Raw genomic sequence first — 25464 nt, 5'->3', positions numbered from 1 at the left:
GCATGAATCAGGCCAAATTTCACTTTTTGTATACAAAAAATCTATTTCATGTATACGATTAATACACGAACGGTATACGGAGTAACGGCAATGACCAGTTGGAACGGGCTGAATACGGCCTATTTTACCGAGGATAAGGACGACCATATTTATAACGCGCTGGTGAAATCGATCGTCGAACATCAGCTGTTACCGGGCAGTAAATTGCCGGAAGAAGCGCTGGCGGACGTGTTTTCCGTCAGCCGCACCGGCATCCGCCGTGTGTTGCAACGCCTTGCCGCAGTGCAACTGGTGACGTTATTGCCCAAGCGTGGTGCGCACGTCACCACGCCGGACGCTGAAGAATCCCGCGATGTTTTCGCCACCCGTAAAATTCTCGAATGCGCCAACCTGCCGCTGGTGATCGCCCGCTGTCAGTCCACCCATCTGGTGGCCATGAAAAAGCTGGTGCAGGAAGAAAAGCGTGCCCACGAAGAACGTAACGGTGAGGCCGCCATCCGCCTTTCTGCCGCCTTTCATGTCCAGCTGCAGGCCATTTCCGGCAACAAAGTGCTGACCGAATCTGTCTCCCAGCTGACGCTGCGGTCCTCCCTCGCCATTGCCGCCTGGGGCGCGCCGTGGCAGCAGGGATGCCGCTGTCACGATCACGACGATCTTCTCGACTTGCTGAAAAAGCGCGATGTCACCGCGCTGACCGCGAGCATGGCGCAGCATTTTGACAGCATTGTTTCCAGCCTGCGTTTTGAGCAGAACAAGGGGCAGATGCCGGATTTCGCGCAGATCTTTTCCTCGCAACGGACAGCCAACAATGAGGAGAAACGCTGATGTCGCGCGCGCTTTGTATACAACTGATCAACCCGAACACCAGCCAGGCGATGACCGCAGTGATGGCGCAAACGGCCCGCTCGGTGGCCGCGCCGGAGACACAGATTCTGGCCGTCTGCCCTGAAGAGGGGGCACCGTCTATAGAAGGGCATTTTGATGAGGCGATTGCCACGCTGGGCGTTTTACAACAGGTGAAGGCGGGGCGGGATGCCGGTGCTGACGGGCACATTATTGCCTGTTTCGGCGACCCCGGATTGCTGGCCGCGCGCGAGCTGGCACGCGGGCCGGTGGTGGGTATTGCGGAGGCGGCGATGCACCTGGCGACCATGCTGGCGACACGGTTTTCCATCGTGACGACCCTGCCGCGCACGCTGACCATCGCCCGGCATTTGCTGCATCAGTACGGTTTTGAACGCCACTGCGCGGCGCTGCACGCCATCGACCTGCCGGTGTTATCGCTGGAAGACGGCAGCGGTCTGGCGCAGGAAAAAGTGCGTGAGCAGTGTATCGCGGCAAAAAAATCCGACGGCAGCGGGGCGATCGTGCTCGGTTGCGGCGGCATGGCCGATCTGGCGCAGGAACTGACGCTGGAGCTGAACATTCCGGTGATCGACGGCGTCAGCGCGGCGGTCAAAATGGTGGAGTCACTGGCCGCATTGCGCCTGACCACCAGTAAACACGGCGATCTGGATTATCCGCTGGAAAAACCCCTGTCTGGTCGATTTGCCGGACTGAATCTGAGAGATCACTATGTCTGATGTTGAGCACGGTTTTACCGACGCGTATCCGCGTGACCTGATCGGCTATGCCGGACGCCCGCCGCACGCCAACTGGCCGGGCAACGCCCGCATCGCGGTGCAGTTTGTCCTCAATTATGAAGAGGGCGCAGAGAACAACGTGTTGCATGGCGACGCCGGTTCCGAGCAATTTCTGTCTGATATCATCGGTGCTGCCAGTTTCCCTGCCCGGCATATGTCGATGGATTCGCTGTACGAATACGGCTCCCGTGCCGGTTTCTGGCGCATCCACAATGAGTTTCAAAAACGCGGCCTGCCGCTGACCGTTTTCGGCGTGGCGATGGCGCTGGCGCGTAACCCGGAAATCGTCAATGCCATCAAAGCGGCGGATTACGATGTCGTCAGCCACGGCTGGCGCTGGATCCACTATCAGGACATGAGCAAAGCCGAAGAGGCGCAGCACATGCAAAAAGCCGTCACCGTGCTGCGCGATTTATTTGGCAAAGCGCCGTCCGGCTGGTACACAGGCCGCGACAGCCCGAACACCCGCCAGCTGGTGGCCGAATCGGGCGGATTCCAGTATGACAGTGACTACTACGGCGATGACCTGCCGTTCTGGACGCCGGTCAAACTGGAAAATGGTGAGACGAAACAGCATCTGGTGATCCCGTACACGCTGGAAACCAACGACATGCGCTTTGCCTCCCCGCAGGGTTTCAACACCGGCGAGCAGTTCTATACCTACCTGAAAGACACGTTTGACGTGCTGTATGAAGAGGGTGAAACCTCACCCAAAATGATGTCGATCGGGATGCACTGCCGGATACTTGGCCGACCGGGGCGGTTCAGGGCTTTGCAGCTGTTTCTGGATTACGTGGAATCGCATGAACGCGTTTGGGTTTGTAAGCGGCAGGAAATAGCGGATCACTGGGTTAAACATTTCGGTGTTTAATCTCGAAATTCAAATTCAAATTCAAATTCAAATTCAAATTCAAATTCAATTTCAAATTCAATTTCAAATTCAACACCTTGGGTTGCCACCCAAACTGGCCTTAAGGGGCGCCTATCACCGCACCCCTTAAGAATCCCGGGGCTCTTTCACTGCGCGCTGTCGCTCGCTGGCTATGTTTCAGCAGCCGCAGCGACAGGCTGGAAATCTTGCCGCTGCGCGGTGCCCTCTCTCGGTCCTGAAGCCTTAGGTCTTCAGGCCGCTCCGTTCGGCAAGATTTCTGAATCGCCCGCACGATCTTAAATTCAAATTCAAATTCAAGTTGGAGTTGGAGTTGGAGTTGGAGTTTAAATCGCTCTGTTTTTAGAGAGTGAATTGGCGCGATTAAAAATTTTGCTGAACGGAGCGGCTTCGAGACCAGAGGCTCGAAGACCGAGAGAAGGAACCGCGCAGCGGCAATATTTTGCGCCACTCACTGATCTACCGGAACATGTCCGTCATACCCGCGGAGCGCGCAGTTAAAAGACGCGGGAGATCCAAGAGGGGCCCGTCCTGGCCCCTTTTGGGCGGTTTCGGCGCAGCGCGACAAGTGACCACCGCAATTGAGAAACCGAAACTTTTACAACGCTTTTTGACCCCGGTGAAACCGGAAACAGTTTCCTCAGCTTTCCAAAGCTGAACCGCCCATTGGTTCGGTCAAACCATCAGACTCACATGGGCTGCCACAATCTTCCATCCACTCGCCATCTTCACCCAGGTTTGCTGCTGACGCCCGACACGGTCGGTCCCTTCGCGGCGAAACTCGGTGCTGGCGACCGCCATGTCATCGCCAAAGGTGGTGATGGTGGTGTTGATCAGTTCGCGATCCAAACCCTGCGCCGGGCGGGCGGCGCGAAACGCGCGGATGGAGTCGATGCCGTAAAGATTTTCCCCTGCGCCGTAGCGCACGGTGCGCGGATCGTGCCAGAACAGCTCGTCGAGAACCGCAGTGTCATTGGTGATCAGCGCCTGCTCATAACGATAAAATGCCGCGTTCATTTCGGCGAGGATCGCCGGGCGGTCAATATTGTCAGTTTTCATGTTTACTCTCTTTACCCTGGAAAACGGTGGCCTGTTAATTCAGGTATACATCACCGGAGAACTGCTGACGTTCACGATGCCCTGTTGCTCCAGCGCCCACGCAGCACGCAGGCACAGGTCTTCCCGCCACGGCGGTGCAATCAGTTGTAATCCTATCGGCAGGCCTGTTGCCGTCGTCACGGGAACGGTCACCACCGGCAGACCAAGGAACGAAACCGGCTGTGTCAGCATACCCATGCTGGCGCGCGTTGGCAGATCCTGACCGTTGATGTGAATCGTCTCCTGACCGATTAACGTCGCCGGACACGGCGTGGCTGGCGCAATCAAGATGTCCCAATGGTCAAACAATGGCAACACCTGTTGCTGAAACTGATGACGGAAACGCTGCGCCTGCACGTACCAGGCCGCCGGGATCATCGCCCCGGCCAGCAAACGCTCGCGGGAAAGCGGTTCAAACTGCTGCGCAATGCTGCGCAGTTTTGGCAAATACTGATTGCCCCCTTCCGAGGCACTGATGATGAACGCGGCGGAACGGGCCAGTTCAGCCTGCGGCATATCAATTTCTTCCTGCGCCTCCAGCGCCCGGGCTATCTGACGCACCGCGTCTTTGGCGTGCCCGTCGCACCAGGTGGAGAAATAGCCGCCGAGAACCGCGGTGCGTAAACCTTGCTGACCGCGTTTTAACTGAGAGAACGTCTCGGTGTTGGGTTTGTCTGCCTGAAAATGATCCTGCGGATCGGTGCCCTGAATGGCGTCATACACCTGTGATAAATCCTCGCTGCATCGCGCCATCGGGCCAAGATGATCGAGGCTGGCGACAAACGGCTGGCTGCCGCTGCGCGAGATCCGCCCGAAAGTGGGTTTCAGGCCGAGAATGCCGCTCAGGGAGGCGGGCACGCGGATCGAGCCGTTGGTGTCGCTGCCCAGCGTGAAATGCACCAGACCGGCGGCCACCGCGGCGGCAGAACCGCCGGACGATCCGCCCGCGACACGGGTCAGATCGCGCGGGTTGCGCGTCGCGCCGTAATGGCTGTTTTCCGTGGTGAAACCGTAGGCGTACGCATCCATGTTCAGCATGCCGGAAAGCATCGCGCCCTGTGCCGCGAGGCGTGAAATGGTCCACGCATCATGACGTGCGGCGGCGTTGCTGCTGTTGAGGCTCGCACCTGCCAGCGTCACCTCACCGGCCACGTCCAGCAGGTTTTTCACCGCGTAGGGAATGCCGGCCAGCGGCGATAAGGTTGCGCCGCTGGCACGGGTTTTATCCACTTTTGCGGCTTCACTCAACATGCGTTCGCGGGTGATATGCGTATACGCGTTGATGACAGGATTGGCCTGTTCGACGGCGCTGAGCGTCGCGGTGGCGATTTCCGTGGCGGAAAGCTCGCCCCGTGCGAGGGCCTGGTGCAGCTGGCTGATGGTAAAATGATCGAAGGATTTCATGCGCGATACACCCCGGCGATTTCCAGACGCGAATCGAGCGGTAAATCCATTAGCGGTTGCGCCATCTGCGCAATGCGGCTGAACTGTATCAGCAATTCCTGACGACGCGCGTCGTCGAGATCCAGCGCCAGAACGGACTCCATCTGACGGACATAAGCGGCCCAGTCGGTCGCTGCGGGGGGCGTTTTCATGTTGCTTCCTTATCCATTCTTATGAGCGAACTCTGATTAAAATCCGGCGGCGCTGCCGTTGCTGCGCGGGTCGGAGGCACCTTCAAACATGCCGTTGGTGTGGCGCACAATCGCCCCTGCATGGCCGACGGCCTCGCTGAAATCCGGTAATAATTCGACGTCGTGGCCGCGCTGCCTCAGCCCGGCCTGTGTCAGATAGTCGAAGCGGCCTTCCAGTTTCAGGGAATCCGAACTTTCGCCCCAGGTCCGGCCCAGCAGCCAGCGCGGCCCGCTGATCGCCTGTTGTAAGGATTGCCCCTGCACCACGTGGCGGATAAACACCGCCGCCTGCGTTTGCGGTTGTCCGTCGCCGCCCATCGAGCCATACACCAGCGTGCGGCCATCGTATAAACGTGCCGCGGCGGGGTTCAGGGTGTGGAACGGTTGTTTGCCCGGCGCCAGCGCCAGCAGATGATCGGGATCGAGGCTGAAAGAGGCGCCGCGGTTTTGCCACAGCACGCCGCTTTCCGGCAGCACGACACCGCTGCCAAACTCGTGATAAATGCTCTGGATAAACGACACCGCCAGCCCGCTGCTGTCCATCACGCCCATCCAGACGGTATCGCCGGGGCCTTTACCTTTGCCCCAGTCGGCGGCGCTGTGGGGTTTGATGCGGGTCGCGAGAGCATCGAGATACTGCGGATCCAGCAGGCTCTGGGCGTCCTGCGTCATCATGCGCGGGTCGGTGATGAAACGATCGCGCAGGCCGAACGCCAGTTTGGTGGCCTCGACGATGCTGTGAATGGTGGCGCTTTCGTCCATGCCTTCCAGCGGCAGACGGTCAGTCAGGCCGAGGATCGCCAGCGAAACCAGCCCCTGCGTCGGCGGCGTCAGGTTGTAGATTTCGCCTTTGCTGTGTTTGAGGCGCAGCGGCACGCGGCGCTGTGGCTTATACGCCGCGAGATCGGCACGGGTGACCGGCATACCCAGTTTTTCCATGTCGGCGGCCATGCTGTCGGCCAGTTCGCCACGGTAAAAACTGCCCAGTCCGTCTTCGCACAGCATCGAGAGCGTCTGCGCCAGCTGCGGCTGGGTAAAGCGGTTGCCGGCGCGGGGCACTTCGCCGTTTGGCAGAAAGACGTCGGTAAATGAGCGGATGTCTTTCAGTTCGTGTTGTTTGGCGCGGCTGGCAGCTTCCTGAGAGGCAGTAACCGGTATGCCGTCGGCCGCATAGCGAATGGCATCGCGCAGCAGGCGCGACAGGGGTTTTTGCTCGCCGCCAAATTCAGCGGAAATGTTCAGCGCTTCCTGCCAGCCGCCGACGGTGCCCGCGACGGTCAGGGCAGATTTCGGGCCGCGATGCGGAATATGCGTTTCACCGGCGTAGAACCCGATCGATGCCAGCGATCCGGCGGCACCGCTGGCGTCGATAGCCACCGGATTGCCCTGCGGTGGCACAATCAGCCAGAAACCGTCACCGCCGAGCCCGTTCATGTGCGGATACACCACGGCAATCGTGGCAGCGGCCGCGACCATGGCTTCAATGGCATTGCCGCCTTCACGTAATACCGCAAGCGCACTCTGGCTTGCCAGGTGATGAGGCGTCACCGCCATACCGAGCGGTGCGCTGTTACTGTTAATCATGCGATGTCCTTTTTGAGACGCTTTTTTATGCTGCCCGTGTTTGCAGGGTTTTGGGCGCGTAGGGATAACGTTAAGCAAGAGGTGTTCCACATCGGCAGATTTCTCACGCTTTCCTGCATAATTTCGCTTGCATTGGCAAGCATAGTGCATGCCATGATAGGTGCTGAAACATTGGTTACAGAGGCGGTGAGATGAAACAAATTGATGAGCGTCTGCGGGATCATTACGCAGAGCTGACGCCGCAGGAACAGCGCGTCGCCGACTTTATATTTGCCAGTATCGATGATCTGATGAGCTACAACAGCGCCGAGCTGGCGCGGCTTAGCGGCGTGTCGAAGGCCACGGTCAGCCGCCTGTTTAAGCGTCTCGGCTACCCGAGTTATCGCGATATGCGCGATGAAATGCGCACCCTGCGCCAGAGCGGGATGCCGCTGACCGACAGCCGCGACGCGGTGCAGGGCAACACCCTGTTATCCCGCCACTATAAGCAGGAAATGGCTAATCTGACCCAGTGGATTAACCAGATCGACGGCGCTCAGTTTGGCGCGCTGATCACCGCCCTCAGTCAGGCGCGGCAGGTGCGTCTGCTGGGCTTTCGCAACAGCTATCCGGTGGCGCTGCACCTGCGCCAGCAGCTGATTCAGGTGCGCGCAGGGGTGATGATGATGCCGCAGCCAGGGCAGACGCTGGCGGAAGAACTGGTGGATCTCACCGCGCAGGACGTGGTGATTTTTGTCGCTTTCCGCCGCAGGCCGCGTATGGCGAAAGCGATTCTCACACAGTTGCAGTCGCTGGGCGTGCCGGTGCTGCTGATCTGCGAGCCGCAGGCGCAGACGCTTATCCCGCTGGCCGCCTGGCATCTGGCCGCACCGCTCGACAGCGTCTCGGCGTTTGACAGCTATTCCTCCGCCATGAGTCTGGCGAATCTTCTCAGCAATGCGTTACTGCACGATACCCTGGCCTCGGGCCGTCAGCGCATTCATCAGATTAGCGATCTGTATAACGATCTGGATGAGCTGGAGCAGCGCTGATTCCCGTTTACAGAACACATTGAGCGCTTTTGTGGTGCTTTCGCACAATTTCAGTGCATCCTGCTTTTCCGTATTACCTTCTTTTTGCCCTGATACAGGGCAAAAAAAACGCTTCTGAATGCCGCCGTATTCGTCTGATCCCTTGTCGTACCGTGACTTAGCGCACAATTTTTCCGCTGAAACGTTTTTGGCACATTCGTTGCAGAGTCATGTTTATAAGAATCTATCGTTCCAAAAACCTTTCACCGGAGATAATCTATGAACATGAACAAACGGCTGTTGGCGTGGGCAGGTGCTGCAATGCTGGTGCTTCAGGCATCCGGCGCGATGGCCGATCAGTTGCAGGATATTCAGAAACGCGGCGTGCTGCGCGTGGCCGTGCCTCAGGATTTCCCGCCGTTTGGTTCGGTGGGAAAAGATCTGCAACCTGAAGGTTATGACATCGATATGGCGCAATACCTGGCCGATAAAATGAAACTTAAGTTGCAACTGGTGCCGGTGACCAGCGCCAACCGCGTGCCTTATCTGCAAACCGATAAAGTGGATCTGGTGATTTCCAGCCTCGGTAAAAACGCCGAGCGTGAAAAAGTGATCGATTTCAGCAACGCCTACGCGCCGTTCTTCCTCGGCGTATTTGGTGCGAAAGGCGACAAACTGGCGGATCTGAAAGCACTGTCCGGCAAAACCATCGGCGTGACCCGTGGCGCGGTGGAAGATCTGGCGCTGACCGATGTGGCACCGAAAGATGCCAAAATTCAGCGCTACGAAGATAACAACACCACGCTGTCGGCGTACCTGTCCGGTCAGGTGGAATACATTGCTACCGGTAACCTGGTGGTGGCGGCAATTGCGCGTATGAATCCGGCCAAAGCGCCTGAGTCGAAAGTGATGCTGAAAGATTCGCCGTGCTTCGTTGGCCTGCGTAAAGACGAACCGGCGCTGAAAGACAAAGTGAATGAACTGATTGCCGAAGGCGTGAAAGACAAGACGCTCAACGCGCTGTCCGAAAAATGGATGAAGGCTCCGCTTCCGGCGTCCATCGGCGCGTAATCCACGTTTTCACGGAGATCTTTCATGACCTATCAGCTTAACTTTAGCGCGCTGTGGCCTTATATGCCGGAGCTGTTGGCCGGCTTATGGACCACCATTGAGCTGACGGTGATGGCAACGATTGGCGGTGTCGCGATCGGTATCTGCGGCGCGGCCATTCGCTGCGGCAACCATAAAACCCTGCGGGCGGTGTGGGGCGTGTATGTCGAAGCCATCCGTAATACGCCGTTTGTGGTGCAGCTGTTTTTCATTGTTTTCGGTCTGCCCGCCATCGGTCTGAAAATGACCGCCGGTGAGGCGGCACTGCTGGCGATGCTGATTAATCTCGGCGCGTACAGCACGGAAATCATCCGCGCCGGTATTCAGGTGACGCCGAAAGGCCAGTGGGAAGCCGGGCGCGTGCTCGGATTAACGCGCAGCCAGACCTTTCTGCGCATCGTGCTGCCGCCGTCGCTGAAACGTATTTATCCGTCGCTGGTCAGCCAGTGCATTATCGTGATGCTCGGATCGTCCGTGGTATCGCAGGTGTCCTATGAAGAACTGACGTTTGCGGCCAACTTAATTCAGTCGCGTACTTTCCTCAGTTTCGAAGTGTATCTGGTCACCACGCTGTTCTATTTAATGCTGTCGGTCGCGATGCGTCAGCTGTTGCTGCTGGCCGGACGCCGCTTCTTTGGGAGTGAAAACTGATGATGACTTTCACGGACTGGGACATTGTGCGCAATCTGTTGCTGGCGGCGCGCTGGACGCTGTTGCTGTCGCTGACCGCGTTTGTCGGCGGCACGCTGGTCACGTTACCGCTGCTGCTGATGCGCCTGACCAAACGCCGCTGGCCGTCGCGTTTTGTGCGCTTATATTCCGAGCTTTTCCAGGGCACACCGCTGCTGATGCAGCTGTTTCTGGCATTCTTTGGCCTCGGGCTGTTTGGCATCAACGTCAGCCCGTGGACAGCCGCCGCGCTGGCGCTGACCCTCTACACCAGCGCGTATCTGGTGGATATCTGGAGTGGCAGCATTGCCGCGTTACCGAAAGGCCAGTGGGAAGCGTCGCGCTGCCTCGGCCTGAATTTCGGCCAGACATTATGGCGGGTGATCACCCCGCAGGCGTTGCGGATTGCCATTGCACCGACCGTCGGGTTTTCCGTTCAGGTGGTGAAAGGCACGGCGCTGGCGTCGATTATTGGTTTTGTCGAGCTGACCAAAGCGGGCACGATGCTCAACAACGTCACCTTCGAACCCTTCAAAGTGTTCGGACTCGTGGCGCTCGGCTACTTCCTGATGTGCTACCCGCTGTCGCGTTACAGCCAGCATTTAGAGAAATCGTTGCGTGGAGATAAACAGTAATGCCGTTGATCACAATTAATCAGGTTCAAAAATTTTACGGCCAGAACCACGTACTGAAAGGTGTGGATCTGGATATCGACAGCGGTGAAGTGATCTCCATCATTGGCCGCAGCGGCTCCGGAAAAAGCACGCTGTTACGCTGCATAAACGGGCTGGAAGGCTATCAGGAAGGCAGCATCAAGCTGGGCGGCATGACCATCACCGACCGCGATTCGCAGGCGCGTGATATCAGCCGTTCCGTCGGCATGGTGTTCCAGAGTTTCAATCTTTTCCCGCACATGACCGCGCTGGAAAACGTCATGCTGGCCCCGCGCCGCGTGCTGAAAAAGTCCGCCGCTGAATGCCGCGAACTGGCGGCGCAGATGCTGGCGAAAGTCGGCCTGGCGGATCGCATGGATTATTACCCGTCGAACCTGTCCGGCGGCCAGCAGCAACGTGTGGCGATTGCCCGTGCGCTGGCGATGAACCCGAAAGTGCTGCTGTGTGATGAAATCACTTCGGCGCTGGATCCGGAATTAGTCGGCGAAGTATTGAAAGTGCTCGAGCAACTGGCGAAAGAGGGCATGACGCTGGTGCTGGTGACGCACGAAATGAATTTTGCCCGTGAAGTGGGCGACCGCGTGGTGTTTATGCATCAGGGCACCGTGTGGGAACAGGGCGAAAGCCGGGCGCTGTTTGCCAATCCGCAAACCCCCGAGCTGAAACAGTTTATCGCCTCCGTACGCGGCTTAAATGAAGAGACGCTGCCTCTTTCAGTGTGAGGCGGCGTTGGCTGCTTTCTCTCACCCCGGTCACTGAGTGAGCAAAGTGAACGGGGATTCGTTCAATTGCCGCCTTGCTGCACATTGAAATCTATTGGGTATCAGTTCTTAAAGAAATTAAAGGATCCACTATGTCAGATTTCATCTCTCCCGGACAAATCAACCCGCCGACCCGTCTGCTGATGGGGCCGGGGCCGATCAACGCCGATCCGCGCGTGCTGCGGGCGATGGCGAGCCAGCTGGTCGGGCAATATGATCCGGTGATGACCGGTTACATGAACGAAGTCATGGCGCTGTACCGTGCGCTGTATAAAACCGAAAACCAGTGGACGTTCCTGATCGACGGCACCTCGCGCGCCGGTATCGAAGCCGTGCTGCTCTCCGGTATCCGTCCGGGCGACAAAGTGCTGGTACCGGTGTTTGGCCGTTTCGGACATCTGCTGTGTGAAATTGCCCGCCGCTGCCGTGCCGAAGTGCACACCGTCGAAGTGCCGTGGGGCGAAGTGTTTGATCCGCAGCAAATCGAAGATGCGATTAAATCGGTGAAACCCCGCTGGCTGCTGACCGTGCAGGGCGATACCTCCACCACCATGTTGCAGCCGCTGGAACAGCTGGGCGACATCTGCCGCCGCCACGGCGTGCTGTTTTATTCAGACGCCACGGCGTCATTCTGCGGCAACCCGCTGGAAACCGACGCCTGGGGTTTAGACGCCGTGTCAGCCGGCTTGCAAAAATGCCTCGGCGGCCCGTCCGGCAGCTCACCGGTGACCATCAGTCCGCGCTTTGAAGAACAAATCCGCCGCCGTAAATGCGTGGAGGAAGGCATCCGTACCGCCGACCACGCCGACGGCGACGAAGAGATGATCTACTCCAACTATTTCGATCTGGGCATGATCATGGATTACTGGGGGCCGGAGCGTCTTAACCACCATACCGAAGCCACCAGTATGCTGTTCGCCTCGCGCGAATGCGCACGCATCATTCTGGAAGAAGGGCTGGATACCGGCATCGCCCGCCATAAACTGCACGGCGGCGCGCTGCTGGCCGGTATTCAGGGAATGGGGCTGGAGGTGTTCGGTGACCTCAATAACCGCATGAACAACGTGCTCGGCGTGGTCATTCCGCAGGGCGTGCATGGCGAACAGGTGCGTCAGATGATGCTTAACGATTTCAGTATCGAAATCGGCACCTCATTTGGCCCGCTGGCCGGGAAAATCTGGCGTATCGGCACCATGGGCTACAACGCCCGTAAAGACTGTGTGTTGCAAACGCTGGTGGCGCTGGAAGCGGTGCTTAACCGTCTGGGCTTTGCGTCGAAATACGGCGCAGGGGCGCAGGCTGCATGGGATCACTACGCAGGAGGTCAGTAATGGCAGAAGCCTTTACGCTGGCTGCGGTTTCCGGCAGCGCAAAACTGGCCGCTGAACGGGTGATGGCGCGCTGCGACGCACTGGCCGCCATCAGTGAAACACCGGGGCAACTGACCCGCGTGTATCTCTCGGCAGAACATTTGCAGGCCAACCGTCTGATGGGGGAGTGGATGGCGCTGGCCGGTATGCGCGTCTGGCAGGACAGCGTCGGCAATATTTGCGGGCGCTATGAAGGGCTTGATGCGTCAGCACCTGCTTTGCTGCTCGGTTCACATCTTGACAGCGTGCGCAACGCGGGGCGCTACGACGGCCCGCTCGGCGTGCTGACCGCGCTGGAAGTGGTGGCGCATTTGCATCAGAACGCCATCCGTTTGCCGATGGCGGTGGAAATTGTCGGTTTCTGCGATGAGGAAGGAACGCGTTTTGGCATCACGCTGCTGGGCAGCCGGGGGCTGACCGGCACCTGGCCCGCCCAGTGGCTGGAACGCGAGGATGCGCAGGGCATCACGGTGGCGCAGGCTATGCACAATGCCGGGCTGGATCCGCTGAAAATCGGCGCGTCACAGCGTGCGGTCAGCGATTTTTGCGCTTATCTGGAACTGCATATCGAGCAGGGCCCGTGCCTGCAAACGGCCAATGTGCCGCTCGGCGTGGTCACGGCGATCAACGGCGCGCGTCGTCTTAATTGTGAATTTACCGGTCACGCCGGCCATGCCGGCACCGTGCCGATGGGGCAGCGTCAGGACGCCCTGACTGCCGCCGCCGAATGGACGCTGGCGATTGAAAGCATCACCACCGCCACCGGCCGCAATCTGGTGGCGACCGTCGGTACGCTGGAATGCCTGCCGGGCGCGGTCAACGTCATTGCGGGGCAGGTGAAACTGTCGCTGGATGTGCGCGGCCCCCGTGATGAGGATTTATCCGCTTTACTGGAAACGCTGCTGGCGAAAGGCCGGGATATCGCGGCGCGTCGCGGGCTGACCTTCGCGGCCGAACAGTTTTACGGCATTCGCGCCACCGCCTGCGACGCCGGTTTGCAGCATCGTCTGAATCAAAGTGTTTTACACTTACAGGGGCAGGCGATGTCACTGCCAAGCGGCGCGGGGCATGACGCCATCGCCATCGCCGAATGCTGGCCGGTCGGCATGCTGTTTGTGCGCTGTAAAGACGGTATCAGCCATCATCCCGATGAATCCGTCACCACCGGCGACGTGGCTTATGCGGTGCAGGCGTATATCAACACCGTGCTGAGTTTTAAAGAAGGGCATTTATGACGCTGGATGAGTTTAACGCGCTGTCTGAATTCGAAGCCGTTGCGCTGCTGCGCCCGCTGGTGAATATTCCGTCCTGGGCGACGCAACTCACTGACGCGCGGCCTTATTCTTCTACGCAACGCCTGATGCAATGCGCCGAAGCAGCCTGTCAGCATTGGCAGCCGGATGACATCGCCCGCGCACTGTCGGCACACCCGCGCATTGGCGAGCGTGCCAGCGGTGCCAGTAAGGAAGCACAGCTTTCCCGTGGCGAACAGGCGACGCTCAATATCAGCCAGCAGGCGGTCATCGATGCGCTGCACGAGGGGAACCTGCGTTATGAACAACGTTTCGGACGGGTGTTTCTGATCCGCGCCAAAGGGCGCAGTTCTGAAGACATTCTGGATAATCTGCAACGCCGTCTTGAAAATTCGCCGGACGCTGAAGATCAGGAAACGGCGCAACAACTCAAAGAAATTACCCTGCTGCGTTTAAAGGAGATTTTCCAATAATGACCCCGGTTTCTAAAACGAAAGTCACCACCCACATTCTCGATACCTCCTCAGGGCAGCCTGCGGCCAACGTGCGCGTCTGGCTGGAAAGCCTTGACGGGCACAACGTGACGCTCATCAGCGAAACCCAAACCGATGCCGATGGCCGCGCCGCGAAATTAACGCCGGAACCTGTCGCCTCCGGGCATTACCGGCTGTGTGCGGATATCGGCGCGTATTTCGCCGCGACCGGCCGCGCGACGCTGTATCACTCGGCCATTATTGATGTGATGCTCGACGGCAGTCAGGATCATTACCATCTGCCGCTGTTGATCAGCCCGTATTCTTACTCGACCTATCGCGGCAGTTAGACCCGCGGCTCCACCAGCCCATCAGCCCATCAGCAGGTGCGGTTGTTTTAAGCGCACGCTTTTGGTCAGCGCATCGTGGCTGACGTCGTGCTGGCGGTTGCTCTGGCGAACCTGTTGCAGGAAGGTCATCAGCAGCGGATGCGGGCGCTCGCGGCGTGACATCAGCTCCGGCTGCCCCTGGATCCCGATAAAACAGGCATGGTTGCTCAGCTCAACCGCCTGCGCCTGTTCCCCGCTTTCGTCATACCCTGAAACGCACAGCCCCGCGCTTTCCAGTTCCGCCAGTAATTGCGGATTCAGGTAGCGGCGCTGGTTGTAGCGCAGCGTGAACTCCTCGCCCATTTTATTCGCCAGCAGGCTGCCGCTGCGGCTGAACACCGGATGATTCCCAAGACGCGGCTGCGTATGTTCAGCCAGCGGCAGGCCGGTTTGCAGGCTGCCGAGCGGCGAGGGGCCGTGCATCACCACGCGCTCCTGTCCGAGCACTTTCTGCCCGAGCGCGGTCACCATCTGATGCATCCCCTGATTGATGCCCAGCACCGGCGTCTGATTTTCCAGCGCCCAGGTGGCGGTCGCCAGTTGCCCGGCCTGACAGTCAGTGTGGGTCAGCGTCATGCCCGGCAGAATAATACCGTCCACATCAAACAGCGTGGAATCCAGCAGGCTGCCCAGCAGCGTTGGCGTCACCCAGACGACGTCGATGTTCATTGCCAGTGCATCGGCGGCGTCTCCCAGTGCAGCGAGCATCGCCGGATAGCTGTCGCGCTGCCCGGCAATATCCCCCACCAGCGCCACGCGCAAGGTTTTTCCTGCCCGCATGACCGGTTGTGAAACGGAGCCTAAAGCCCAGCGGCCAAAGGCATCACGCCCCCAGCCGTTGCTGCGAATTTTGCCGGTGGTGACGTCTTCCAGCTGGAATTTATCCTGATGGCGCACCACGGTTAATGATTCGATTTCAATGCCCTGTTCAGCGAGTTGCGCGGCCAGTTCTGCGGATAACGGTTCACGCAGTGGCACCACGATATCTTCTTTAAGTGCCCGATAAATCAGTGATTCCAGGCTGGATTCAGCACCTGCACCGCGCCCGGTCAGGCGCTCGAGCCATACCAGCCCGCTGGTCAGCGCATGCCCCTGCGCCGTCACGTGCTGGCGGGCATTCGGGTAACGTTGCGCATCATGACTGACGGGGAAGTGACACAGCGGCAACGCGCGCAATTCAGCAAGTATCGCTGCCATCGCGCCGTACAACGCAGGCTCGGGCGTGGTGTGTGCAATAAAGGTGATGGTCATCAGTGGTCCTCTGTCAGATGTTTTTGCGGGGGTAGTGAATGCAAGAATTGATCCACACAGGGGCCTGTTTACATGCGCTGACAAAAAGAGCGGCGAATGCCGTAAACCGGATTTGCGTCACACTCCACTGCTATAAAACGTCGCGTTGTTCAGACCGTAACGCGCTAAGGTAGCGCCAGTTGTTCTAACCCATCATTCACAGAGGAAGCATCATGTCAGCATCGCTTTATGGCAGTACGGCCGCACAGTTTGTTCGTGGTTTACAGAATCTTTCAGCCCTGCTGGAAAAGGGCGCGGCATGGGCAAAGGAAAACGGAAAATCGGAAGAAGAGGTGCTCAACACACGCCTGGCCGATGACATGTATCCGCTGGCGCGTCAGGTGCAAATCACCAGTGATATGTCAAAAGGCGCGATCGCCCGCCTGTCAGGCACAGCCGCCCCTGCGATGGAAGACAACGAAGTGACGTTTGCCCAGTTACAGGAGCGTATTGCTAAAACGCTGCGTTTTATCGAAAGCGTGGATGTCGCAAAACTGGAAGGTGATGAATCCCGTGAGATCGTGGTGAAAGGCAAAAATCACGAACTGAAATTCACCGCGCACAGCTACGTGACCGCGTTTGCCGTGCCGAACTTCTATTTCCACATCACCACCGCCTACAACATTCTGCGCCACCTTGGCGTGAATATCGGTAAAGCAGACTTTATCGGCGCGATATAACAGATAGGTTTGATCCGGCGTTTACCCTGCGGGCAGGCGCCGGAACAGGTACTTCTTCTTTCGCAATGAGACGCCCTCATAAAAATAGAAAGTCAGAACGGTTGCTGATGACCTGAACCGCGCAATATTATTACGTCCTGTAATCTATTTATTCAGCTCGTAAATAAAACTTTTAATATTCACGAGGATTATGATTAAAGTAAAACAATTCTGAAATACCCTCCTTTTTATTTAATACCCCCGCTGCCACCGCTGGCACAACAGCTTCCATTATTTAATTAAAGATTAATTTGCCACGATAAAGCCTCTTTGATTCCGGCGTATTTATTTAATGACGTTTCGCGAATTAATGATCCTCAATTTATGCACTTAATCTAATGGAAGGATTTACTATGTGTAATTGCAATTGTAATTCATCAAATACAACGGCATTAAAAGCGGGCGTAGTGAAAGACGTCACGTATGTTTCTGTCGAAGCGGCCGCCGCCGCTGCGGCAAATCAGGCCATGCTGGCCTATTGCCAGAATACTTTCAGCGTCGGCGGTGTAATGCTCGATGGCACAGGAAAAGTGCTGAATGCGATTCATAATAACGTCGTCATGAATAATAAGACCAACGATCCTACTGCTCACGGTGAAAGACAACTGATCGACTGGTATTACGCGCAAATTGCCCAGGGTGTTGAGATGCCACCTCCGTCCGAGATTACTATTGTGACCTCGCTGGATCCCTGCTGCATGTGTACCGGTTCGATTATTACCGGCGGCTTTAACGTGATTTCTGCGGCGTTCGATACTTATTCCGGTATCAATTACGACACCCTGGCGGATTTCCCTTCGCTCTCTGACGATCTGGCTGTGGTGGCGCAGGAGACATTCAGTTATCCGGCCGTCAACGGGGATAACTGTTTTTCCCGTCCGGCAAGTTCTGCGCCGGTGGCGGAGTTCTTTACGCAAGATGTGATTGATGTGCAGACGCTGGCGCTGTGTGAGTCTATTTTTGACGCCACCCTGACGCAGGTGAAAGCGAGCATCAACTCAGATTTACCGCCGGATCAGTTGAAAGATATCAAAGAATTACCGACCGATGATCCGATCGTTGTGGCGTTGCAGGCTATTTATCCGGACGCTTTGCAATATACCGCCCCCTCACGTGGCGCACCGGATGCCGGGCTGGCTCCTTTCCTGATTGAAGCGGCGAATACGGATATTGCTCAGGGCGGTAAAGGTAACTCGGTCGCATTCCTCGATTACTTCGGTAATTTGCTGTTGTGTTTGTCCGGTAACGAAAAAGCTTCATTGATTCAGACGGCGTTTTTACTGGTGACGCGCAATTATGCGCAACTGCGTTATAACCTGCGGGATTCTCTCGGCGACGAAAAAGTATTGCCTTATCTCGGCCATCCTAAATACGGCACTTTTGTGTTTTCGCATGGTCCGGACGAGTCATCACACAGCCTGATTGAACTTGGTGCCTACGGTTCAACCATGGAAGGTGCATTGCCTGAGGAGAATCCGAATTCCTTCCAGTACGGTGTGCCGACCATCGCGCAAACCGAACTGGATGCGTATTGTCAGAAACTGCCGCCGCTATACAGCTCGGAAATTAAGGTTCACCCGCAACAGGTGGTGGATCAGGGGTTGATCGACGCGCTGGAGGCCGGTTTACCGACCGTTTAATGTCTGTCAGCCGCACTCAATCGTTGGCCGCCTGGTCATTTCACAGGCGGTTTTTTCGTTTTATCAAACAGCCCCGGCGTGACTGACGCGAGCTTTTCCTGACGAAACGCTGAGTTTCTGGCCGATCACTCGTGCAGCAAAAACGTGTCGGCATCGCGCCAGGCGGGGAAGGCTTCCCGGTAATCCTGCAACGCTTCCAGCGACAGTTCGGCGTCAATAATCATCGCGGAGCCCGGCTCGGCGCGCGCGAGTTCTTCACCCTGCGGAGTAATGATCAGGCTGTCACCGCTGTAATGATGGCCGTTATCGTCATCACCGACGCGGTTACATCCGGCCACGTAAGCCTGATTTTCAATCGCGCGGGCGGTAAGCAGCGTCTGCCAGTGGTGGCTGCGGCGTGCCGGCCAGTTGGCGACGTAAAGCGCCAGGTCATAATCCTGATTATTGCGCGAGGCGACAGGGAAACGCAGGTCGTAACAAACCTGCGGCAGGATCCGCCAGCCGCGCCATTCGACGATTTCACGGCGTTTACCCGGCACATAATAATGGTGTTCACCGGCCATGCGGAACAGATGGCGCTTGTCATAAAAATGCACTTTTCCCTGGGGTTCAACCAGCAGGAAACGGTTGACGGCACCTTCTGTTGTACTCAGCGCGACGCTGCCGCCAATCATGGCGTTCAGTTGTTGCGCCCACTGTTGCAGCCATTGCACCACACGCGACTGCGGCAACGCGCTGCCCGGCGCCTGCATGGCGAAACCGGTGGTGAACATTTCAGGAAGAACAATCAGGTCGCGGCCGGTCAGCGCACCGAGCAGGCCATCGAAATGCGCGAGGTTGGCCTCGCCGTCCAGCCACACCAGCGGCTGTTGCAGTACGGACAGTTTCAAAGTTGACACAGGCGCTCCGCGGCAGCGTCCAGCGTGGCTTCCTGTTTGGCGAAGCACAGCCGGATCAGTTTATGTGGGAAAGGGGCGGCGCAGAATACCGACATCGGAATCGCCGCCACGCCCGCATGTTCAGTCAGCCAGTGGCAGAAGGCAACGTCGTCTAAATCGGACACGTCACTGTAATCGACCAGCAGGAAATAGGTGCCCTGGCCCGGTAACACTTTCAGGCGGCTGTTCGCCAGCCCCTGCGCCAGACGGTCGCGTTTGGCCTGATAAAAGGCCGGTAATTCCTGCCAGTGTTCCGGCGCTTCCCGCAGCATATCCGCCAGCGCCAGCTGCACCGGCGTGGTGATGGAGAAGGTCAGATACTGGTGAACCTTGCGCAGTTCTGCGCTGATGACCGCCGGTGCGATGCAATAGCCCACGCGCCAGCCGGTCATGTGATAGGTTTTGCCGAATGACGACACCGCGATGGCGCGCTGACGTAACTCGGGATGACGCAGTACGCTGGCGTGGCCTTCCGCTGCGAAGCAGATGTGCTCATACACTTCATCGCTCAGCACGAAAATGTGTTTATCCGCAATGGTCTGCCAGAGCTGCTCAACGTCGCTGTGGCGCCAGACGGTGGCCGACGGGTTGTGCGGCGTATTGATGATCACAAGTTTGGTGCGGTCGGTTATCTGATCGGCGAATTCCGCCCAGTTCACTTTGAATTCCGGCGGCTGCAACTGAATGCGTTTCATCACGCCGCCCGCCAGTTCTACCGCCGGGGCATAACAGTCATAGCTCGGATCAAAGGCGATCACTTCGTCACCTTTCGACACCAGCGCGGTGATGGCGATATACAGCGATTCGGTCGCGCCCGCCGTGATGGTGATGTCGGTGTTGGCATCCGGGGCAAAGCCGTAAATCTGTTCGGTTTTCGCGGCAATCGCTTCGCGCAGCGGCGCGGTGCCGGTCATCGGCGCGTACTGGTTCGCGCCCTGACTGACGTGATACGCCAGACGATCTCTCAGATATTGCGGGCCATCGAAATCAGGAAAACCCTGCGACAGGTTAATCGCATTGTGTTTCTGCGCCAGGGCACTCATTTGGGTGAAAATCGTGGTGCCCAGGGCAGGAAGTTTACTTTCGGGGGTCAGTGCGGCTGTGCTCATGGCGGGTCAATACTCCTGGACCGGTGCAGATAGCGATGTTGCTCACAATATAACACGATGTTAATATTTGGCAATCGAGACGCTTAGATGGCTAAATGCCAATTTGGTCTAAGCGGCGACACATTGTGTATATCGCTATAAATCATAGATATCGCCATTTTCATCCCGAACTCCGTCCCTCAACGCACAGCTTTCAGGAATACGATGACAGAGAATTTGCAACTGGGCGCGCTGCTGGCGGCCTGTCACTGGATTGGTCAGAAGGGCTGGAGCCCGGCGACGGGCGGCAATATGTCGATCCGTGAAGGCGATGCACATTGCCTGATCACCGAATCAGGCAAAGACAAAGGATCGCTCACCGCAGAGGATTTCCTGCTGGTGGAACTGGAAAGCGGACTGGCACCCAGCGGCCGCCGTCCGTCTGCGGAAACCGGTCTGCACACGATGCTGTATTCCCGCTATCCTGAAACAGGTGCGGTGCTGCATACCCATTCGGTGAACTCGACCGTGTTGTCGCGGGTTGAGCGCAGCGGCGCGCTGGTGCTGGAAGGCTATGAGATGCAGAAATCGCTCAGCGGCCAGACCTCGCACCTTGATCAGGTGGTGATCCCGATCTTCGACAACAGCCAGGATATTCCTGCTCTGGCGCAGAAGATCATGGCGTCGGCAGAGCACGCGCCGTTGCAGTATGGTTTTCTGCTGCGCGGCCACGGGCTGACCTGCTGGGGCAAAGATGTGGCCGAAGCGCGCCGCCACCTGGAAGGGCTGGAATTCTTATTCCAGTGTGAACTGCAACGTCGCCTGCTGGAGGCTAAATGATCCGCGCCATCGTCACTGATATTGAAGGTACCACCACGGATATCCGCTTTGTGCATCAGGTGTTATTCCCTTATGCCCGTCAGCGCCTCGCCGAATTCCTGCGTCATGAGCATGAGCAGCCGGACGTCGCGGGCGCGCTGAACGCCCTGCGCGCTGAAATCGACCGGCCACAGGCCAGCGTCGAAGCGCTGATCGAGCAGCTTTTCACTTACATGGATAACGACGTGAAATCGACGTCGCTGAAAGTGTTGCAGGGCATCATCTGGCGGACCGGTTATGAGAACGGTGATTTTCGCGGACATCTTTATGACGACGTCGCGCCGCAGCTGGACGCGTGGAAAGCCGAGGGCCTGCAACTGTGCGTGTATTCGTCCGGTTCGGTGGATGCGCAAAAATTACTGTTTGGCTACAGCGATGCGGGTGATTTAACGCCGCTGTTCAGCGGATATTTCGATACCCGCGTCGGGGCCAAGCGTGAAACGGAGTCGTATCAGAACATCGCCGAACAGCTGATATTGCCGCCGCAGGATCTGCTGTTTTTATCGGACATCCGTCAGGAACTGGACGCCGCGCGCTTAGCGGGCTGGCACACCTGTCAGCTGATCCGCGATGACGCTGACGAGCTCAGCGATCACCTGCAAGTAAATCGTTTTGATCAGATAGCCTTAGAAACATTCTTATAAGAGGGTTGACCATGAGTGCATTGACGATTTTTAGTGACCAGGATCCTTCGGCACCCGTCTGGGAAAGCCGTGACGGCGAGGCCATCGCCGCCGAACTGAGTAAAATTGATGTGCGTTTTGAACGCTGGCAGGCCGATCGCGATTTGGGCGAGCACCCGCAGCCGCAGGACGTGATTGCCGCGTATCAGCATGAAATCGACAAACTGGTGGCCGAGAAGGGCTATCAGAGCTGGGACGTGATCAGCATGCGCCCCGACCACGAACAGCGCGACGTGCTGCGCACCAAATTTCTCTCCGAGCATACCCACGGGGAAGATGAAGTGCGTTTCTTCGTGGAAGGCGCAGGGCTGTTTTGTCTGCACCTGAACGGGAAGATTTTTCAGATCCTATGCGAGAAAAACGATCTGATTTCGGTGCCGGCCAATACCCGCCACTGGTTTGATATGGGAGGTTCGCCTTCTTTCACCGCGATCCGTGTATTCGATAATCAGGAAGGCTGGGTGGCGCACTTCACCGGGGATAAGATTGCGGATGCCTATCCGCGGCTTGGGGAATAAGCTTTTTCGCCTTTGAGAAAGTTTAAGGCCCGTAGCAAGGGCGTGGGCGTCGGCCCGCGCCGTCACTTTCTTCACTTCCCTGATGGAGCCTCCTTATGAAAATCGCCCTCGTCACCGGTGCCAGCCGCGGTATTGGTCGCGCAACGGCTCTTCTCCTTGCGCAGCAGGGTTACGCCGTCGGTGTGAATTACGTCAATAACGACATCGCCGCGCAGTCTGTCGTCGATGACATCCTTCAGGCCGGTGGAAAAGCCATCGCCCTGAAAGCCGATATTGCCGACGAAGAACAGGTTGTGGCGATGTTCAGACGGCTGAGCGCTGAACTCGGGCCGGTGACCGCGCTGGTGAATAACGCCGGGATTTTGTTCCAGCAGACAACCCTTGAAAATCTCTCCGCCGAACGTATCAACAAAGTGCTGTCTACCAACGTCACCGGTTATTTCCTGTGCTGCCGTGAGGCGGTGAAAATCATGTCGCACCGTCATGGCGGAAATGGCGGGGCGATTGTCAATGTCTCCTCCGCCGCTTCCCGTCTGGGCGCACCGGGTGAATATGTGGATTACGCCGCGTCGAAAGGCGCAGTGGATACCCTGACCACCGGTCTGGCGCTGGAAGTGGCGGCGTACGGTATTCGCGTTAACGGCGTGCGGCCTGGGCTTATCTACACCGACATGCACGCCAGCGGCGGGGAGCCGGGGCGGGTGGATCGGGTGAAAGCCAATCTGCCAATGCAGCGCGGCGGCCAGCCGGAAGAAGTCGCTCAGGCCATTTCCTGGCTGCTGTCAGATTCCGCCTCCTACGTCACTGGCAGCTTTCTCGAGCTGGCCGGCGGCAGGTAACCGAAAACGGGGATCGCTCCCCGTTTTTCATCTGTTTTACCCCGATTAAACCCGCGTAAACCCACCTCCCTTGCCGCACCCGGCGCGCCCATTAAAGGCGCGTTTGTTGATCTTGTGAAACAGCGAATTTCCGGCGCAACGCCAGCGTTTTTTTTCCACTGATCGCTGAAACGGTCAACTCCACACAAACGGTCATTAACGGTCAGCGGTAAGCGCGAGGAATTGTGACCGTTTGCAAATCTGTTGCTGTCTTGTTGCAACGCAAATGACGATTTAATGCCGTTCCCGCCACAGATCCAAACTTTAACATTTCATCTTTTCTCACCTTTTCGTGACAACTATCACAAGACGATTGTGGCAAAAAATGCGCACGGTCGCCTTTGAGGCACTGCGCATTCCGTGAGCATCCGGCTGCGTATCCTATTTGACATCGGGAAAGAGGAATCACCACATGCTGCCAGTAGAGCGACATCGTTATATCACCGAAATTCTCAGCCAGCGCGGACGCATTCTGGTGCAGGAAGTGTCGCAGTTATGCCGCATCTCGCTGGAAACGGCGCGGCGGGATCTGGCGCTGCTGGAAAAGCGCGGCGTGTTGTTACGCAGCCACGGCGGCGCGGTGTTTATGGAGCATTCGGCGGGCGAAAAAACCTATGTGCCTTCGCAGATCGAGCAGGGCGAATCCTTTCGTGACCGCAGTAATCAGTCACCGGACAGCAAAACGCGCATCGCCAAACGGGCGTTACAACTGATCAATCCCGGCGATTGTCTGCTGCTCGACAGCAGTTCCAGCAGTTGGTTTCTGGCCCGCCAGTTGCCCGACATTCAGCTGGTGGTGCTGACCAACTCGGTACACATCATTCAGACGCTGGCGGTGAAAGCCAACGTGCGGGTGATCGGGCTGGGTGGCGAATACTCGGCGAAGTATGAAGATTTCGTCGGTGTGCTGGCCGAACAAATGCTGAAAGAGTTCGTCATCAACAAGCTGTTTTTCTCCTGTCACGGCATCAGCCACGAAGGCGGGATCCGTGAAAGTAACGAGCATCACGCGCGGCTGAAACAGCAAATGCTGTTGTCCTCCGAGCACAAAATTTTGCTGGCTGACGCCAGCAAATTCGGCCGCCGCTCTTTTGCGCGGATCTGCCACTACCGGGAAATCGACACACTGATAACAGACCATCTGGAGGATGAAGAATTCCGCCAGGAACTGGCCTGGAGCAACGTTAACGTGATTGAAGTTTCTCCGTCACCCCTACAGAAAAAAACTAAAACAGCCGCAACGGCGCGTCAGCTGCGGCACATAACTGACCTACCAGGAGAGTAAACATGATCAAGAAATCCGTTCTTGCCTGCCTGTTCGCCACAGCCATGTTGTCCCTGTCTGCGCACGCCGCCGACAAAATCCGCATGGGCGTGGTGGTGAAAGTGGGCGGTAACGCCTGGTTCAACGCGATGGAAGCCGGGATCAAAAGCGAAGCGGCCAAACGCGGGATCGACGCGTGGCAGGTCGGGCCGACCAGCGCGGATCCGGCATTGCAGGTGCGTGCGATTGAAGATCTGATCGCGCAGAAAGTGGATGTGATCGGCGTGGTGCCGAACGACGCCCGCGTGCTGGAGCCGGTGCTGAAACGCGCACACGATGCCGGGATCAAAGTCATCGTGCATGAATCGCCGGATCAGAAATACGCCGACTGGGATTTCGAAATGGTCGATGCCACGCAGCACGGCATTACTCACATGGTCGCGCTGGCGCAGTGCATGAAAGAGAAGGGCGATTACGCGGTATACGTCGGCAGTCTGACCGTGCCGCTGCATCAGAAATGGGCCGATGCCGCCATCAATTACCAGAAAGAACACTATCCGGATATGCATCTGGTCGGTGACAAATTCGGCGTCGGTGAATCGCTCGATGACAGCATCCGCACCACCAACGATCTGATGTCCAAAGACGCCAACCTGAAAGGCATTCTGGCGATCGGCTCACAAGGCCCGATTGGCGCAGGCCGCGCGGTGCTTAACCGTGGCAAAACGGACGACATCTGCGTGTTCGGGCCGTTCAGTCCGGGTCAGGGCGCAAGTCTGGTGAAAGCCGGCGCGATTAAGGGCGGCTTTATCTGGAACCCGATGGTCGCCGGTGAAGTCTTCGTGCGCATCGCCGAGAAGCTGGAAAAAGGCGAAAAAATCACTGACGGCATGACCATTGAAGGCATGGGCAAAGTGAAAGTGGACGAAGCGACGCGCACCATTCTGGGCAACGAAACCGAAAGCCTGGACAAAGCCAACCTGCCGAAACTGGTCAAAATGGGGCTGTAA

At 57.5% G+C, this 25464-nt stretch carries 27 protein-coding genes; 20 read left to right on the top strand and 7 right to left on the bottom strand.

The annotated features are described in order from the left end of the window. The first annotated feature begins 90 nt into the window (after positions 1-90). From ACQZQY_RS21315 to puuE, 3 genes are read left to right on the top strand one after another with little or no spacing between them, the layout of a single operon-like run. Positions 91-825, top strand: a complete 735-nt coding sequence (locus tag ACQZQY_RS21315; protein ID WP_056781586.1) for a GntR family transcriptional regulator — start codon at positions 91-93, stop codon at positions 823-825. Further along, a complete protein-coding gene (locus ACQZQY_RS21310; RefSeq protein ID WP_122097354.1) occupies positions 825-1583 on the top strand; it encodes an aspartate/glutamate racemase family protein in 759 nt (252 codons plus the stop codon). Before ACQZQY_RS21315 ends, ACQZQY_RS21310 begins: the two co-directional genes overlap by 1 nt. Then, entirely contained in the window at positions 1576-2514 is a 939-nt protein-coding gene (gene puuE, locus ACQZQY_RS21305; RefSeq protein ID WP_431296372.1) for an allantoinase PuuE, read from the top strand. The genes ACQZQY_RS21310 and puuE overlap by 8 nt, the downstream gene beginning before the upstream one ends. A 693-nt stretch (positions 2515-3207) precedes the next feature. Here the strand turns inward: puuE and hpxZ are convergent. Genes hpxZ through ACQZQY_RS21285 form a run of 4 tightly spaced genes read right to left on the bottom strand, consistent with a single transcriptional unit; the run spans position 3208 to position 6848 of the window. Continuing rightward, the gene (gene hpxZ, locus ACQZQY_RS21300; protein WP_056781578.1) at positions 3208-3591 is read right to left on the bottom strand and encodes an oxalurate catabolism protein HpxZ; all 384 of its coding nucleotides are present in this window, start codon (positions 3589-3591) and stop codon (positions 3208-3210) included. 39 nt (positions 3592-3630) lie between these two features. Further along, positions 3631-5034: an AtzE family amidohydrolase gene (locus tag ACQZQY_RS21295; protein WP_431296371.1), complete on the bottom strand. Its 1404-nt coding sequence runs from the start codon at positions 5032-5034 to the stop codon at positions 3631-3633. Beyond that, the gene (hpxX, locus tag ACQZQY_RS21290) at positions 5031-5225 is read right to left on the bottom strand and encodes an oxalurate catabolism protein HpxX (protein WP_056781572.1); all 195 of its coding nucleotides are present in this window, start codon (positions 5223-5225) and stop codon (positions 5031-5033) included. The genes ACQZQY_RS21295 and hpxX overlap by 4 nt, the downstream gene beginning before the upstream one ends. A 36-nt stretch (positions 5226-5261) precedes the next feature. Beyond that, positions 5262-6848: a gamma-glutamyltransferase family protein gene (locus ACQZQY_RS21285; protein WP_431296370.1), complete on the bottom strand. Its 1587-nt coding sequence runs from the start codon at positions 6846-6848 to the stop codon at positions 5262-5264. Positions 6849-7039: 191 nt separating this feature from the next. Here ACQZQY_RS21285 and ACQZQY_RS21280 point away from each other — a divergent pair, with 191 nt between their 5' ends. The 9 genes from ACQZQY_RS21280 to uraH all read left to right on the top strand — a co-directional run bounded on the left by ACQZQY_RS21280 (position 7040) and on the right by uraH (position 14518). Then, the gene (locus ACQZQY_RS21280; RefSeq protein ID WP_431296369.1) at positions 7040-7879 is read left to right on the top strand and encodes a MurR/RpiR family transcriptional regulator; all 840 of its coding nucleotides are present in this window, start codon (positions 7040-7042) and stop codon (positions 7877-7879) included. 264 nt (positions 7880-8143) lie between these two features. Continuing rightward, positions 8144-8929, top strand: coding sequence for a transporter substrate-binding domain-containing protein (locus ACQZQY_RS21275; protein ID WP_056781677.1), 786 nt, complete (start codon positions 8144-8146; stop codon positions 8927-8929). A gap of 24 nt (positions 8930-8953) precedes the next feature. After that, the gene (locus ACQZQY_RS21270; RefSeq protein ID WP_056781565.1) at positions 8954-9619 is read left to right on the top strand and encodes an amino acid ABC transporter permease; all 666 of its coding nucleotides are present in this window, start codon (positions 8954-8956) and stop codon (positions 9617-9619) included. A 2-nt stretch (positions 9620-9621) separates the two neighbouring features. Then, a complete protein-coding gene (locus ACQZQY_RS21265) occupies positions 9622-10272 on the top strand; it encodes an amino acid ABC transporter permease (RefSeq protein ID WP_122097357.1) in 651 nt (216 codons plus the stop codon). Further along, complete coding sequence (locus ACQZQY_RS21260) at positions 10272-11033, top strand: amino acid ABC transporter ATP-binding protein (RefSeq protein WP_056781559.1); 762 nt, start codon at positions 10272-10274, stop codon at positions 11031-11033. Before ACQZQY_RS21265 ends, ACQZQY_RS21260 begins: the two co-directional genes overlap by 1 nt. Before the next feature lie 131 nt (positions 11034-11164). Next, on the top strand, positions 11165-12403 hold the full coding sequence (locus ACQZQY_RS21255) for a pyridoxal-phosphate-dependent aminotransferase family protein (protein ID WP_183848052.1): 1239 nt from the start codon (positions 11165-11167) through the stop codon (positions 12401-12403). Next, positions 12403-13677 carry an allantoate amidohydrolase gene (hpxK, locus tag ACQZQY_RS21250; RefSeq protein WP_431296368.1) on the top strand — a complete coding sequence of 425 codons (1275 nt, stop codon included), beginning with the start codon at positions 12403-12405 and terminating at the stop codon, positions 13675-13677. Before ACQZQY_RS21255 ends, hpxK begins: the two co-directional genes overlap by 1 nt. Continuing rightward, positions 13674-14168 carry a 2-oxo-4-hydroxy-4-carboxy-5-ureidoimidazoline decarboxylase gene (gene uraD, locus ACQZQY_RS21245; RefSeq protein WP_431296367.1) on the top strand — a complete coding sequence of 165 codons (495 nt, stop codon included), beginning with the start codon at positions 13674-13676 and terminating at the stop codon, positions 14166-14168. The genes hpxK and uraD overlap by 4 nt, the downstream gene beginning before the upstream one ends. After that, positions 14168-14518, top strand: a complete 351-nt coding sequence (gene uraH / locus ACQZQY_RS21240) for a hydroxyisourate hydrolase (protein ID WP_414070552.1) — start codon at positions 14168-14170, stop codon at positions 14516-14518. Before uraD ends, uraH begins: the two co-directional genes overlap by 1 nt. A gap of 21 nt (positions 14519-14539) precedes the next feature. Here the strand turns inward: uraH and ACQZQY_RS21235 are convergent, their stop codons facing one another. After that, positions 14540-15808 (bottom strand): glutamine amidotransferase-related protein, encoded by a 1269-nt coding sequence (locus ACQZQY_RS21235; RefSeq protein WP_431296366.1) that lies wholly within the window; start codon positions 15806-15808, stop codon positions 14540-14542. 212 nt (positions 15809-16020) lie between these two features. Here ACQZQY_RS21235 and ACQZQY_RS21230 point away from each other — a divergent pair, with 212 nt between their 5' ends. Then, on the top strand, positions 16021-16527 hold the full coding sequence (locus tag ACQZQY_RS21230) for a DUF1993 domain-containing protein (RefSeq protein ID WP_056781537.1): 507 nt from the start codon (positions 16021-16023) through the stop codon (positions 16525-16527). Between the two features lie 392 nt (positions 16528-16919). Next, the gene (locus ACQZQY_RS21225; RefSeq protein ID WP_431296365.1) at positions 16920-18206 is read left to right on the top strand and encodes a nucleoside deaminase; all 1287 of its coding nucleotides are present in this window, start codon (positions 16920-16922) and stop codon (positions 18204-18206) included. A 125-nt stretch (positions 18207-18331) separates the two neighbouring features. Here the strand turns inward: ACQZQY_RS21225 and ACQZQY_RS21220 are convergent, their stop codons facing one another. Both ACQZQY_RS21220 and ACQZQY_RS21215 read right to left on the bottom strand, forming a co-directional pair. After that, positions 18332-19105: an amidohydrolase gene (locus ACQZQY_RS21220; protein WP_056781534.1), complete on the bottom strand. Its 774-nt coding sequence runs from the start codon at positions 19103-19105 to the stop codon at positions 18332-18334. Beyond that, a complete protein-coding gene (locus ACQZQY_RS21215; RefSeq protein ID WP_431296364.1) occupies positions 19093-20253 on the bottom strand; it encodes a pyridoxal phosphate-dependent aminotransferase in 1161 nt (386 codons plus the stop codon). The genes ACQZQY_RS21220 and ACQZQY_RS21215 overlap by 13 nt, the downstream gene beginning before the upstream one ends. Before the next feature lie 204 nt (positions 20254-20457). Between ACQZQY_RS21215 and ACQZQY_RS21210 the strand changes: the two genes are divergently transcribed. From ACQZQY_RS21210 to ACQZQY_RS21185, 6 genes are all read left to right on the top strand, one after another. Next, positions 20458-21072: a methylthioribulose 1-phosphate dehydratase gene (locus tag ACQZQY_RS21210; protein WP_217204654.1), complete on the top strand. Its 615-nt coding sequence runs from the start codon at positions 20458-20460 to the stop codon at positions 21070-21072. Next, the gene (mtnC, locus tag ACQZQY_RS21205; protein WP_122097367.1) at positions 21069-21755 is read left to right on the top strand and encodes an acireductone synthase; all 687 of its coding nucleotides are present in this window, start codon (positions 21069-21071) and stop codon (positions 21753-21755) included. Before ACQZQY_RS21210 ends, mtnC begins: the two co-directional genes overlap by 4 nt. Positions 21756-21766: 11 nt before the next feature. Beyond that, positions 21767-22312, top strand: a complete 546-nt coding sequence (locus ACQZQY_RS21200; protein ID WP_431296363.1) for a 1,2-dihydroxy-3-keto-5-methylthiopentene dioxygenase — start codon at positions 21767-21769, stop codon at positions 22310-22312. 95 nt (positions 22313-22407) lie between these two features. Next, on the top strand, positions 22408-23151 hold the full coding sequence (locus ACQZQY_RS21195; RefSeq protein ID WP_056781522.1) for an SDR family oxidoreductase: 744 nt from the start codon (positions 22408-22410) through the stop codon (positions 23149-23151). Between the two features lie 451 nt (positions 23152-23602). After that, positions 23603-24475: a DeoR/GlpR family DNA-binding transcription regulator gene (locus ACQZQY_RS21190; protein ID WP_431296362.1), complete on the top strand. Its 873-nt coding sequence runs from the start codon at positions 23603-23605 to the stop codon at positions 24473-24475. Positions 24476-24477: 2 nt separating this feature from the next. Further along, complete coding sequence (locus ACQZQY_RS21185; RefSeq protein WP_221298082.1) at positions 24478-25464, top strand: substrate-binding domain-containing protein; 987 nt, start codon at positions 24478-24480, stop codon at positions 25462-25464.

It is taken from the genome of Rahnella sp. PAMC25559, assembly GCF_050632365.1.
In the GTDB taxonomy this organism is placed as follows: domain Bacteria; phylum Pseudomonadota; class Gammaproteobacteria; order Enterobacterales; family Enterobacteriaceae; genus Rahnella; species Rahnella rivi.
This window is presented reverse-complemented; position numbering and strand designations above follow the sequence as displayed.

Coding starts and splice junctions, on each gene's coding strand:
- ACQZQY_RS21315 (WP_056781586.1), top strand. CDS start 91: ATGACCAGTTGGAACGGGCTGAATACGGCCTATTTTACCGAGGATAAG.
- ACQZQY_RS21310 (WP_122097354.1), top strand. CDS start 825: ATGTCGCGCGCGCTTTGTATACAACTGATCAACCCGAACACCAGCCAG.
- puuE (WP_431296372.1), top strand. CDS start 1,576: ATGTCTGATGTTGAGCACGGTTTTACCGACGCGTATCCGCGTGACCTG.
- hpxZ (WP_056781578.1), bottom strand. CDS start 3,591: ATGAAAACTGACAATATTGACCGCCCGGCGATCCTCGCCGAAATGAAC.
- ACQZQY_RS21295 (WP_431296371.1), bottom strand. CDS start 5,034: ATGAAATCCTTCGATCATTTTACCATCAGCCAGCTGCACCAGGCCCTC.
- hpxX (WP_056781572.1), bottom strand. CDS start 5,225: ATGAAAACGCCCCCCGCAGCGACCGACTGGGCCGCTTATGTCCGTCAG.
- ACQZQY_RS21285 (WP_431296370.1), bottom strand. CDS start 6,848: ATGATTAACAGTAACAGCGCACCGCTCGGTATGGCGGTGACGCCTCAT.
- ACQZQY_RS21280 (WP_431296369.1), top strand. CDS start 7,040: ATGAAACAAATTGATGAGCGTCTGCGGGATCATTACGCAGAGCTGACG.
- ACQZQY_RS21275 (WP_056781677.1), top strand. CDS start 8,144: ATGAACAAACGGCTGTTGGCGTGGGCAGGTGCTGCAATGCTGGTGCTT.
- ACQZQY_RS21270 (WP_056781565.1), top strand. CDS start 8,954: ATGACCTATCAGCTTAACTTTAGCGCGCTGTGGCCTTATATGCCGGAG.
- ACQZQY_RS21265 (WP_122097357.1), top strand. CDS start 9,622: ATGACTTTCACGGACTGGGACATTGTGCGCAATCTGTTGCTGGCGGCG.
- ACQZQY_RS21260 (WP_056781559.1), top strand. CDS start 10,272: ATGCCGTTGATCACAATTAATCAGGTTCAAAAATTTTACGGCCAGAAC.
- ACQZQY_RS21255 (WP_183848052.1), top strand. CDS start 11,165: ATGTCAGATTTCATCTCTCCCGGACAAATCAACCCGCCGACCCGTCTG.
- hpxK (WP_431296368.1), top strand. CDS start 12,403: ATGGCAGAAGCCTTTACGCTGGCTGCGGTTTCCGGCAGCGCAAAACTG.
- uraD (WP_431296367.1), top strand. CDS start 13,674: ATGACGCTGGATGAGTTTAACGCGCTGTCTGAATTCGAAGCCGTTGCG.
- uraH (WP_414070552.1), top strand. CDS start 14,168: ATGACCCCGGTTTCTAAAACGAAAGTCACCACCCACATTCTCGATACC.
- ACQZQY_RS21235 (WP_431296366.1), bottom strand. CDS start 15,808: ATGACCATCACCTTTATTGCACACACCACGCCCGAGCCTGCGTTGTAC.
- ACQZQY_RS21230 (WP_056781537.1), top strand. CDS start 16,021: ATGTCAGCATCGCTTTATGGCAGTACGGCCGCACAGTTTGTTCGTGGT.
- ACQZQY_RS21225 (WP_431296365.1), top strand. CDS start 16,920: ATGTGTAATTGCAATTGTAATTCATCAAATACAACGGCATTAAAAGCG.
- ACQZQY_RS21215 (WP_431296364.1), bottom strand. CDS start 20,253: ATGAGCACAGCCGCACTGACCCCCGAAAGTAAACTTCCTGCCCTGGGC.
- ACQZQY_RS21210 (WP_217204654.1), top strand. CDS start 20,458: ATGACAGAGAATTTGCAACTGGGCGCGCTGCTGGCGGCCTGTCACTGG.
- mtnC (WP_122097367.1), top strand. CDS start 21,069: ATGATCCGCGCCATCGTCACTGATATTGAAGGTACCACCACGGATATC.
- ACQZQY_RS21200 (WP_431296363.1), top strand. CDS start 21,767: ATGAGTGCATTGACGATTTTTAGTGACCAGGATCCTTCGGCACCCGTC.
- ACQZQY_RS21195 (WP_056781522.1), top strand. CDS start 22,408: ATGAAAATCGCCCTCGTCACCGGTGCCAGCCGCGGTATTGGTCGCGCA.
- ACQZQY_RS21190 (WP_431296362.1), top strand. CDS start 23,603: ATGCTGCCAGTAGAGCGACATCGTTATATCACCGAAATTCTCAGCCAG.
- ACQZQY_RS21185 (WP_221298082.1), top strand. CDS start 24,478: ATGATCAAGAAATCCGTTCTTGCCTGCCTGTTCGCCACAGCCATGTTG.